Annotated in this window: 10 protein-coding genes; 4 read left to right on the top strand and 6 right to left on the bottom strand. The window is 73.8% G+C overall.

Translation table 11 applies throughout. From position 1 onward, the window contains the following. Together GT030_RS29515 and GT030_RS29520 are read right to left on the bottom strand one after the other, a co-directional pair. Positions 1-815: hypothetical protein (locus tag GT030_RS29515; protein ID WP_161203706.1), on the bottom strand; the 815-nt coding region annotated here is incomplete at its 3' end. Between the two features lie 78 nt (positions 816-893). Then, positions 894-1361 (bottom strand): hypothetical protein, encoded by a 468-nt coding sequence (locus GT030_RS29520; protein ID WP_202460713.1) that lies wholly within the window; start codon positions 1359-1361, stop codon positions 894-896. 210 nt (positions 1362-1571) lie between these two features. Here GT030_RS29520 and GT030_RS29525 point away from each other — a divergent pair, with 210 nt between their 5' ends. Further along, positions 1572-2753, top strand: a complete 1182-nt coding sequence (locus GT030_RS29525) for a PP2C family protein-serine/threonine phosphatase (RefSeq protein ID WP_202460716.1) — start codon at positions 1572-1574, stop codon at positions 2751-2753. Positions 2754-2831: 78 nt separating this feature from the next. After that, complete coding sequence (locus tag GT030_RS29530; RefSeq protein ID WP_161203708.1) at positions 2832-3884, top strand: hypothetical protein; 1053 nt, start codon at positions 2832-2834, stop codon at positions 3882-3884. Positions 3885-3886: 2 nt separating this feature from the next. Here the strand turns inward: GT030_RS29530 and GT030_RS29535 are convergent, their stop codons facing one another. The 3 genes from GT030_RS29535 to GT030_RS35915 all read right to left on the bottom strand — a co-directional run bounded on the left by GT030_RS29535 (position 3887) and on the right by GT030_RS35915 (position 8024). After that, positions 3887-5851, bottom strand: a complete 1965-nt coding sequence (locus tag GT030_RS29535; protein WP_161203713.1) for an Ig-like domain repeat protein — start codon at positions 5849-5851, stop codon at positions 3887-3889. Between the two features lie 162 nt (positions 5852-6013). After that, positions 6014-7561, bottom strand: coding sequence for an LCP family protein (locus GT030_RS29540; RefSeq protein WP_202460714.1), 1548 nt, complete (start codon positions 7559-7561; stop codon positions 6014-6016). A gap of 271 nt (positions 7562-7832) precedes the next feature. After that, the gene (locus GT030_RS35915) at positions 7833-8024 is read right to left on the bottom strand and encodes a hypothetical protein (RefSeq protein ID WP_202460718.1); all 192 of its coding nucleotides are present in this window, start codon (positions 8022-8024) and stop codon (positions 7833-7835) included. Positions 8025-8134: 110 nt separating this feature from the next. Here GT030_RS35915 and GT030_RS29545 point away from each other — a divergent pair, with 110 nt between their 5' ends. Beyond that, positions 8135-9478 (top strand): helix-turn-helix transcriptional regulator, encoded by a 1344-nt coding sequence (locus tag GT030_RS29545; protein ID WP_161203709.1) that lies wholly within the window; start codon positions 8135-8137, stop codon positions 9476-9478. 38 nt (positions 9479-9516) lie between these two features. Here the strand turns inward: GT030_RS29545 and GT030_RS29550 are convergent, their stop codons facing one another. Continuing rightward, on the bottom strand, positions 9517-10302 hold the full coding sequence (locus GT030_RS29550; protein ID WP_161203710.1) for a hypothetical protein: 786 nt from the start codon (positions 10300-10302) through the stop codon (positions 9517-9519). A 167-nt stretch (positions 10303-10469) separates the two neighbouring features. Here GT030_RS29550 and GT030_RS29555 point away from each other — a divergent pair. Then, positions 10470-11231 (top strand): nucleoside hydrolase (locus GT030_RS29555; protein WP_161203711.1); only part of this gene is annotated, 762 nt, incomplete at its 3' end.

The raw sequence follows: 11231 nt of genomic DNA on the forward strand, positions 1-11231 counted from the left end.
AGGCCCAGGACCAACAGGAGCCAGGAGACCGTGCGGAGGCCGGAGGTGAGGGTGTCGTAGACGGCGGCGGCCACCGGGTGGGGGACGTCGGCGGGGAGGTCGGAGAGGGTGAGGGCGCGGCCTGCCGTGAGGGCCAGGCCGAGGAGGGCGCCGCCCAGGGCGGTGCCCAGGGCGGTGGCGACGATCGCGCGGCGGCGGTGTACGGCCAGGGCGATGCCAGCGGCGGCGAACAGGACGGCTGCCACCGGCAGCCACAGACCGGCGACTTCGAGCATGTGGAATCCCTTGCGGTACCGGGTCAGCTCCCCCGCCGGGAGCACCGGGACCTCGGTGTGGCGCACCGGGATGCGGGCGGCGAGCGGAATGTGGTCCTCGGCGAGCTGGGCCTTGACCTCGGCGGTCACCGGGGCGAGGTCGACGGTGACCGCGCGCGGGGCACCGCCCGCCGGGGCGTCCTCGCGCAGCGCGCGCAGCACCGCGTCGTGGGTGACCCGGTTGCCGGTGTCCCAGGCGAGGCGGAAGGCGCGGGTGTGGGTGAAGGAGCGCACCGCGTCCCGGACGAAGGGTCCGACCGAGCCGCGTACCGGCGTCATGTCCGCGTGCTGGCCGACCTCGCGGAGGATGCCGTCGCCGACCGTGTCCGCGACGACGTCCCGCACGGCCGGGTCGGCGGCGAGCGGGGCCATCGTGGTGACGTACCGGCCCGTGTCGGTGAGCGTGTACGCCGCCCAGGCCGCCGGTGCGCCGAAGGGCACGAGGAGGCAGGCCAGGGCGATCAGCGCGGCCGACAGGGCACTCCTCAGTCGGGGGTGCACGCCTTCCAGGCAAGTCCCGCCGGGCCTTCGGCGCGAGCGGTGGGGGTGCGTTCGGGGGACGGACGCACCCCCACCGGCTCAGCTCACCCGGTGCCCCGCCGCGTCCTCGTGGGTGTAGAAGCGGTAGAAGAACACGACGAACGTCACCGCCGCCACGATCAGCGGAATCCCCACCGACCGCACGAGCGAGGCGCCCGCCTGGTTGTAGAGGAAGCCGAAGGACGCGCCGACGAACACCGCCCACAGCAGCGCGTGCATCTCGCGCCCCAGCCGGGGCGCGATCGTCAGCACGGCGTAGAACACGACTCCGAAGACCAGCGCGGTGAGCAGCCCGAAGAGCAGGTTCCAGCCGGTGACCGGGCCGCCGGAGCGGCGGTTCGCGGCCGCCCAGTAGCCGTAGACCAGCGCCATCAGCACCGGTACCGCGACCCTGGCCATGCGGTGGGTGCGGGCGTCGAAGACGTCGGGGGGCGGGGTGATCGCCTTCGGGGCGTCCTTGTGGCCGCCTCGGATCGGCGTGCCGGGCGCGGGTGCCGCGTGAGCCATGAGAGCGCTCCTTCTCTCGCCGCTTCGGGCCATGAGGTGACGGCCCGGCTTCCAGGGCACACCTGCGGCGACGGCCCGGCAACTCGGCCGGGCGGGTGACGGGGCCCGGATGCGGCCGGAACCGGCCCGTGTTCCCCTGAGGTTTCCGAGGACGGCGGCCCGCCGCGACCTTCGCGCGGCCTCGGGACGGAGATGGGGCTCGTGACCGAGATGGAGTACCGGGACCGGCGCGAGCGGCGGTTTCTCGGCCGGGGCAGCGCCTGGCTGGTACCGCTGGTGCTGCTGGCGGCCATCGTGACGGTGGACCTCCAGACCTCCGAGAAGCTCCGCGTCGTCTCCTGGATCATCCTGGTTCCGAGCATCGCCGCCGCGATCTGCAGGGTCGGCGCCACCATCACGTTCGCCCTGCTGTCGCTGGCCGCGTACCTGGCGGTGGACACCGCTTTCCCCGAGCGCTACCGGGCCGGCACCACCGACTTCGTCCTGCTCGCGCTCGGCGGGGTGCTCGCGGTGGTCGCCTCCGTGGTGCGGGTCCGCCGGGAACGGCATGGCCTGCACATGCGGGACATCGCCGAGACCACCCGCCGCACCGTGCTGCGCCCGCTGCCGCCGGACTGGGGCGGTCTGGAGCACGCGGGGGTGTATCTCGCCGCCGACGTGGACGCTCGGGTGGGCGGCGACTTCTACGACATCCAGCCCAGCCCCCATGGCACCCGGGTGCTCCTCGGTGACGTACAGGGCAAGGGCCTGGGCGCCGTGGAGACGGCCGCCGCGCTGCTCGGCACCTTCCGTGAGGCGGCGTACCACGAGCCGGAGCTGACGACCGTCGCCGAGCGGCTGGAGGTGCGTATGAGCCGCCACCGCGGGCACACCGCCGCGCTCGGCCGCTACGACGACGACCGGTTCGCCACCGCGCTGCTGCTGGGTTTCCCCGACGACGACCGGCACACCGTCGAGGTGATCAACTTCGGGCACGAACCACCGCTCGCCGTCGGCCCGCGCCGGGTGCGCCCGCTGCTGGGCGGGGAGCGGTTGCCGATCGGGTTCGGGGACCTCATGTGCGGGACGCCCTCCGGCGATCCGCAGCCGCCTGCCGGCCGGGAGCGGCTGGACGAGGACGAGACGCTGCTGATGGTGACGGACGGCGTCACCGAGGCCCGCGACGGTGCCGGCGGCTTCTACCCGCTGCTGCCCGAGATCACGCGGGTGGTGGACGACGACGCCGGTGTGACCAAGCCCCGGCGGCTGGTCCGTCTGGTCCGCGAGGGCGTGCTGCGGCACACCCGCGACCGGCTCGGCGACGACACCACCGCCTTCGCCGTACGCAGGCTCCCCGAGCCGCAGTCCGGCCCCTGCCCCGCGTCCACGACCGGGCGACCTTCGTGGTCCTGAGCCGCGCCCGCCCGCGTGCAGCGGTTACGGTGCTGGCTGACCGGCGTAACCGGCCGGCCGAACACAGGGGGAGGCGCCATGCCCGGAACCGTGCTGCTGCTCGCGGCCGCGCCGCTGGGCCGCGGCCGCCTGGTGGACGCGGCGGCCGTGCTGCCCGTACTGGGCGCGGTCGCGCCGTCCGTGCTGGCGGGCACCGACACCGCCCACGTGGTCGAACTCGCCGATCCGCTCGACCCGCAGGGCGTGCTGACCCGGCTGCGCGCGGCCGCCGCCGCGTCCGGCCCGCTGACGGTGTATGTCACCGGGCAGCTGATGCTGGACCGCCGCCAGCGGCTCCCCCACCTCGCGCTGGCCCGCACCACCCCGGCCACCGCCCGCTACACCGCGCTTCCCTGGCACTGGCTCAAGGACGAGCTGCGGCTCCGCCCGGCCGGGACCACCCATCTGCTGCTGGACCTGCACGCGGACGCCGAGACCTGGGCCGAGCTGGCCAAACGCCCGCTGGACTCGGGCCGTACGGCCGTCGTGCACGGCCGGATCGCGCCTCCGCCCGGCCGGCGCCGGATCGCGGAGGCGACGTACATGCGGGCCGTGGCGGCCCTGCTGCGCGGCGGGCACCGGCCGCCGGTCGCGGAGCTGCACCGGCGGGCGCTGGACCGGATCGCGGCCGAGCTGCCGTCCAACCTGGTGCTCACCGCACCCGACGACGAGGGTGACCCGCACGCCGCGCTGAGCGCCGCCGTCCGGGCCGGGCGCCATGCGGACGCCGACCGGCTGGCCGCCCGCCACCAGGAGGCGGCGGTACGGCGGCACGGGCCCGCCTCCGAGGACGCCCTGCACTGGGCGGAGGTCCGCGCCGACCTGGCGATGTTCGCGGGCGACCCGGTGCGCAGCTGCCGCGCCTGGCTCGGCGTGGCCGGTTTCCGCCTCGCCTCCGGCCACGCCCCCGACGCCCCCGCCGTGGAGTCCGCGGTGGACCGCGCCCACCACCAGTGGGGCCGCATCGAGGACGCGGACCGGGTACGCGAACTGGGCCACAAGCTCGCGGAGTTGCGGGCCCGGGTGCCAGGGCGCCGGGAGGGCGCCCTGGACGCCGTGCGGGAGCGGCTGGAGCAACTGCAGGACAGCTGAAATCACTTGGTGAACAGGAAGTACTTCCAGGAGCCGTACGTCGTGGAGTTCACGCTGTCACCGGAGCTGCCGTTGATGTACGACGAGCGCACCCGCAGCCGGTAGCCGACCTCCTGGCCGTGGTCGCCGGTGTACCGCACCTCGGAGACCCCGTTGGTGCCGAGCCCGAAGTACTCCGACCCGGCGTCGTACCAGGTGCCCTGGTAGTGGACCTGGATCTCCAGGCGGTGCGAACGGCCCTTGTAGTAGGGCATCCTGGTGGTGAAGCGCGGGTCGGTGGACTTGTGGAAGTAGGCGTAGGTCTGGCCGTACGCCTTCACCGACTTGTACTGCTTGGCCGTCGTCAGGGACACGCTGACGCGGGTCCAGACGGTGCTGGTGGCGCTCGCCGTGGCGGTGCGCGCGTCACCGGCGAACTTCGCGGTGAGCTTGGTGTCCCGGCGCAGGTCGAGGGTGACGGCGAGGTCGCCGTGGGAGTTGACCTTGCCGGACTTCACCAGCTTGTTCGGCTTGTCGGCGCCGTAGGGGTCGGCCCAGATCTCCACCGTACGGTTCTTGTACGTCTTCCCCAGGTGGGCCGTGAACTTCACGTCCTTGCCGTAGGAGTAGACCTTGCCGTTGTTGTTCAGCGACAGCGACGCCTTGCTGCGGGAGACGGTCGCGCTGTCGCTGCCGGAGGCCGCGGTGTGGGCGGCGTCGCCCGCGTAGGACACCTTGTAGGTGACCTTGCCGCCGGCCGGCGGGGTGTCGGTGAAGGAGTAGCTGCCGTCGGCCTTCGTGCTGACCTGGGGCAGTGACTTGCCCTTGGGGGACTCCAGGTCGGTGCGAGTCACGGTGAGCCGGGTCCCGGCCGGGAGCGCGGCCTTGGAGGTCACCTTGCCCTTGACGGTGAGCGTCTTGGCGCGGGTCGCGGTGGCCGGGGCGTCGGCGGTGACCTTGGTGACGGCCTTGGTGGGGCCCTCCAGTACGCGCAGCCGGTAGGCGCCGTCGTAGTCATGGCTGACCGCGAAGAGACGGGAGGCGTCCGGCGCCCAGGCGAGCCCGGCGTCCGCGAGGATCTGGTCGCTCGCCCCGAAGTCGTACTCGCGGACCGAGGTCCGCTGTCCCGGCTTGAACACGAACACGTCGGGCTCGTACGCGCCGTCGATGCCCGCCGCCACCGAGCCGTCCGGAGCGACGTCCACCGCGTTCGGGTAGGCGTCGGTCGGGTAGGAGCCGTCGTCCGACAGGTCGGCCGTGTGGTAGACCGCCTGGTGGTACGGGTAGCCGCTGGCCACCACGAGCCGCTGCCCGTCGGGCGTGACGGCGAGGTCGTGCAGGTTGCCGCCGTCCACGCTGCGGTGCGCGGTGCGGACCGGGGTGCCGGACGAGACGTCGTACACGCCCAGTTCGGACGGGCTCTGCGACGGGACGCCGACGACCAGGGTGCCGCCCGCGCCGTCGAGCATGGGCGCGGCGAACCAGGGGCTCTGCGGGTCCTGGGCCAGGGCGACGGCGGGCTCGGCCGCGGTGAGGTCGATCGAGCCGATGTTGCCGCCGATGCCGGTGGCGTCGGAGTCGTAGCCGAACCACAGCTTGCCGCCGGCGATCGCCGGGTACTTCGGGTCGATGTCGCCCACCGGGTAGCGGGCGGACTCGGTGGCGGTCGCGGTGTCGAAGGCGACGATCGCGTCCGTGCCGCCGGGGACCGCCGCGTACAGGGTGGCGGAGTCGGCGGAGAGTTCCAGGCCGAGCACGCCGGGCAGGGCGGTGAGCTGCCTGACCACCGTGCCCCGGTAGTCGGTGACGACGATCTTGCCGCCGGACGGGTCGCTGAGGAACACCCGCTGGTGGACGCCGTCGACCACGATCGAACCGGCCGACCTGACCGGCAGCGGCTGCACGGTGTCGGCGTGGGCGGGGGCGGCCGCGAGGGCCGCCGAGCTGAAGAGCACCGCGAGAGCGGTGGCGGTGGAGCGGGTGCGCATAGGCACGCTGATTCGAACCCCCCGGAACGAATGCTGAGTTGGAGCCGTACGGGCGGCACGGCGCGGAGAGTCCCCGGTGCGCCTGTGATGTGGGTGAGCTGTGTGCCTCGTGCGGCGAGTGAGCAAAGAGTAGGTCATGACGCTGACAGCGTCACGCGGTGATCACCAGGTGAAGCCCTCTTGGATCTTCATGCAGGCATCCGTCTTGTCACCGCTCAGTACGGCCGCCGACTTGGGGACCGCGCGCTCGGCGGGTTCGGGGAAGCGGTCGCCGGAGGGCCAGTCGGCGCCGACGACGAGGGTGATGTCCCGGGCGTCGTCCACCGCGCGGACGCGGGCGGCGGGGATGTGGAGCTCCTTGGCCACCGCCAGGGCGTCGCCCCTCAGGGTGGTGCCGGAGTAGAGGACGGAGGTGCCGGGCTCGGTGGCGGGCGTCTTCTCTTCGACGGTGTGGGTGAAGCCGTGGTCGCGGAGGATGCCGGCGACCGTCCCGGCGCGGTCGGGCGCGGGGGACTCCAGGCCCGCGCCGGTGCCGTTCTCGACCCGGACGGTGATCTCGGCGGGGGGCGCGGCCGGGTCGGTGGACTTCGGGCCGGGGTCCTTGGTGCCGCGGCCGTCCAGCGGGACGTCGTCGCGGACCAGGGAGACGAGCTGGTCGGCGTCGTCGGCGGCGGGCACCAGGCGGTTGCGGTCCTGCGACCACGGGGTGGTGGGCAGGGTGGTCATGGTGATCCGCTCGGTGGGCACCTTCTGCAGCTCCATCGAGAGGTCGTACAGCTTCTTCACCGTGCCGAGGCCCTCGTCGACGGTGAGCGCGCTGGTCGCGGCCTCCGCCAGGCGCCGCATCTCGGCGGGGTTGCCCAGGGTGGCGTTGGCGCGGAGCTGGCGGACCATGGAGTTCATGTACATGTGCTGGGCGTGGGTGCGGCCGACGTCGGTGCCGTCCTCGAAGCCGTAGCGGGTGCGGAGCCACTGGAGGGCCTGCTTGCCCTTGACCGGGTGGGTGCCCGCCCGGAGCCTGAGGCCGGAGCCGTGGCCGCTCGCGGTGTGCGAGTAGACGTTCTGCTCCACGCAGACCGGGACGCCGCCGATGGCGTCGGCCATGGCGACCACGCCGGAGAAGTCGACCATCATGAAGTGGTCCACGGGGATGCCGGTGAGCCGCATCCAGGTGGCGACCGTGCAGCCGGGGCCGCCCCGGCCCAGCGACTCGTTGGCCATCGCCAGGCTCAGCTCCGGGTACACCTTCTTGGTGACGGGGTCGGTGCAGCGGGGGATCGGGACCATGGTGTCGCGGGGCAGGCTGATCACCGACATGTCGTTCCGGTCCGCCGAGACGTGCAGCAGCATCTGTACGTCCGCCAGCGGGGGGCGGCCCACATCGCCCTTGGAGCCGCCTAGTTCGAGGTCGTCGGCGGTGTTCCGGCTGTCCGAGCCGATCAGCAGGATGTTCAGCGGGGTACGGCCCGCCGCGTCCGGGGTGGCCGAGGGGTTTGGGCTGTCGCCGAGGTTGAGCGGGGCCTTGGCGAGGTTGCCGTTGAGGTGCCGGTAGTAGAGGTAGCCGGCGGCGGCGGTGCCGAGCAGGAGCAGGGCCAGCGCGAGGGCGGTCCAGCGCAGGACGCGTCCGGCCCGCTTTCCCGGCGGCGGTACGGTCTCGCCGGTGGTGTCCGGTGCCCCGGTGTCCTCCGTGCGCAGGCTGCTACCCGTCATCCCCCGTGCCCTTCCGCCCTGGCCCCCCGACCCCGGCCACCGAAAAGAAACCCCGTTCAGCGGCTAGGCGGTTCGCGCTTCGTGAAGGGCCTGGCCGGATCGTGGCTCACCCTAATGGCGGGGTCCGCTGTCAACTGTTGACGGTGAGATATTCCACTCCCGTACAACCGGTCTCTTGGCGGGGTTTGGGGGGATTCGCCGGGCGGCTTGGGGTGGGTTTTACTCGGGGTTGGGCGAGAAACCCCCTTGCGCGACGGGGCGTTGGGAGTTGTCAGGGCTGGGCGGGCCGGGCCACGGGAACGGCGCCCGCCGCGCGGGCCGGGCAGGCATGGCCGGCGATCACGAGAGTGGCCACGGCCACCACGGCCGCCACGACCCCTCTGGCGAACGGGCCGGCGTCCGCGAGGCGGAGCCGGGTGCGGGCGGGAGCATGGGGGCGTGCGGCGGGGGTGCTACCTGGCACGGCTACCTCGCAACATCAGCGACGGGTCAAGCGGACTTGAGCCGCCGTTTAACCTAGGGCTGCGGGACCTCAACGACAAGGGGACCCAGGGGAGTTGGGGAGGAGCGGGCATGCCGGAGCGGGACGGGCCGGAGGTGGTCGGACGGCGTGTGCAACGGCTGCGCGCCGAACGCGGTATGACCCAGCGACAGTTGGCCGAGCCCGCCTACACCCCCGCCTACGTCTCCACCCTGGAGGCGGGCCGGGTACGCGCCTCCGACGACGCCCTGAGGCACATCGCGGACCGGCTCGGTGTCACCTACGACGAGCTGGCCTCCGGCCGCCCCGCGGGACTCGTCACCGCCCTCCGGCTCCGGCTCACCGAGGCGCAGCGCCTCCTCGCGGACGGCCGCGCCGAGGAGGCCACCGAGCGGTACGCGGCCCTGCGGGCCGAGGCGGAGGAGCACGGCCTCGGCCACGAACAGGCCGCCGCGCTGATGGGACTTGGCGAATGCGCGCTGGAGACCGGTGAACTCCGGTCGGCGCACGGCCACTTCGAGCAGGCGGAGGAACTGCTGTCCGGCGAGACCCTCCCGGTACGGGTACCCGCCCTACGCGGCCGGGCCGTGGCGCACTACCTGGGGGGCGAACTTCGCTACGCGGTCTACCTGCTGGAGTCCGCCCTCGACGAACTCAACCGGGGCGGCCTGCACGACCCGGATGCCCTGCTGCACCTCTACACCGCCGTCATCGGCCCCTACATGGACATGGGCGCCCATGCCCGCGCCGCCCAGGCCGCCGAGTTCGCGCTCGCCCTCGCCCCGCGCGCCGCCGACCCCGCGCTGATCGCCCGGATGCACCGCTCGGTGGCCCGTACGCTGCTCGCCGAGGGCCGGCACGCCGAGGCGGACGCCTCCCTCGCCAAGGCGGCCGGGCTCTACCGCCAGCTCCGGCTGCGCACCGAGCTGGCCAACTGCCACTGGATGCGTGGCTATGTCCACGCTCAGGCGGGCGAGCTGGACCGCGCCGAAAGCGAACTGCGGCAGGCGCTGGAGATGCTGGCCGAGACCCGCGCCGCCCTGTACCGCAGCCAGGCCGCGGTCGAGCTGGCCGACGTCCTGCACCGCCGGGGCAGACCCGCCGAGGCCGCCGCCCTCCTCGACGGCGTCCTCGGCGACTTCTCCTCCGAACGCGGCGCCGTCCACGCGGCCGCCGCCCACCGCCTCCTCGGCATCATCGCCGAGGACGCGGACGAGACGGACTCGGCCGAAGAGCACTACGTACGCGCCCTGAGCCTCCTCGAACGCGCGGGCGCGGCAGGCGACCTGGCCGACCTCTGCCGCCTCCTGGGCGACCTCCTCCGCCGCACGGGACGCACGGAAGCGGCCCTGGACGCGTACCGCACGGGGCTGGGCCACCGGACGACACCGGGCACGACCACACTGGGCCCGGCACCGGCGGGGCCGCCCTTCTAGACCCGCCCTTCCAGACCCGCCGTTCCTGACCCGCTGCTCTAGACCTGCACCCGCCCCTGCCGCCGTACGTCCGCCAGCCTCAGCGCGCCGATCTGTACCGCCGCCTGGGTCGCGTCGTTGGGGACGTCGCCCTGGCCGCCGTTGGTGAGGGCGAAGGCGTCCTCGCCGACTCGGGCGGCGGCCAGTTCGACGGTGAGGTCCTGTTCCTCGGCGTCGGGGTTCTCGGGGTCGGTGGCGGTGAGGGTGAGGCGGAGGCCCTGGCGTTTGTCGCCGACCTCGGGGAGGGGGAGGTCGGAGACCTGGACGTCCTCGGTCCAGCCGGTCTGGGTGGTGGCGGTGAAGCGGGCGCACTTGGCCGGCATCTCGCCCAGCCACTTCAGGTCGGCGTCCACGTCGGAGGGGCGCCGGGCGCCGATCTGGTAGCGGAGCTGGGCCTGAGTGCCGGGGTCGTCCAGGGCGACGGCGGCGCGGGCGGGGGCGCCGAGGACCTGGTCGGAGTAGAGCGCGTCCAGCAGCCGCTGGCACTCGGCCACCTCCGACGTGGCCTTCAGCAGGCCGTCCCGCCAGGTCGCGATGCCACCCGCCGCCGCCCAGGGCGAGCCGAGGTCGGACTCGGTGACCAGCGCCGCCTGCGCCTGCGCGTCGGTGAGCGCGGCATCCCCGGCGGCCGGTGCCCTGGAGGTGGCCGTGGGCTTCTCGACCGTCGGCAGGGAGTACGTCGCGGTCGGCGGATGCTCCAGACCGAGGGTGGCGCAGCCGCTCAGCGCGAGCAGCCCGCCGAGCAGGAGGACACGGGCGCCGCGGGTACGTATGCCTCCGGTCATCGGGTGTGCCTCCTGATCGTTCCGGCCGCTGCCTGCTCCCACGGCACCACCGGCGATCACGGCCCACCAGCGCTCCGGTCCGTTCGGGTGAGGGCGTCGGGACCGGGGGCGGGCGCTCGTCTAGGGTCGAGGCGTCCGTACGCAGCGACGCCCGGCAGGAGGCCGCCGTGCAGCCCGTGGTGCCCGTGATCATCGACTGCGACACCGGCGTCGACGACGCTCTGGCCCTGCTCCTCGCCGTCCGCCACCCCGGCCTCGACCTGCGCGCGGTGACCTGCGTGGCCGGGAATACCGACGTGGACGGCGTGGTCCGCAACACCCTCACTGTGCTGGAGCAGGCCGGCGCCCCCGACATCCCGGTGGCCCGGGGCGCCGAACGCCCGCTGCTGGAGCCCGCCCGCCCGGCCCGCCACGTCCACGGCAGCGACGGCATGGGCGACCTCGGCCTGCCCGCCCCCACCCGCGCCCCGGCCGCCGTGGACGCCGTCACCCTGCTGCGCCGGGAGATCCTCGCCTCCCCGCGCCCGGTGACCCTGATCCCCACCGCGCCGCTGACCAACATCGCCCTGCTGTTGCGCACCCACCCGGAGGTGACGCGCAACATCGAGCGCATCGTCTTCATGGGCGGCGCGGCCGGCGTCGGCAACGCCACCCCGGTCGCGGAGTTCAACGTCTGGCACGACCCCGAGGCGGCCGCGATCCTCCTCGGTGCGGACGTACCGATCACGATGTACGGCCTGGACGTGTTCACCCGCGTCGTGGTCCCCGGCACCGAGGTGCGCCGCCTGCGCGCCTCCGCCGAGCCAGGCGCGAAGCTCGCCGGCGACCTGCTGTCCCACCGCCCCAGCGCCCCCGGCACCACCCCGGACGACGAGGAGGCGGGCGGCCTCGGCGACGCGGGCGCGGTCTGCGCGGTGGCCGACCCGGCC

The sequence above is a fragment of the Streptomyces sp. SID1328 genome (assembly GCF_009865595.1).
Classification (GTDB): domain Bacteria; phylum Actinomycetota; class Actinomycetes; order Streptomycetales; family Streptomycetaceae; genus Streptomyces; species Streptomyces griseoluteus.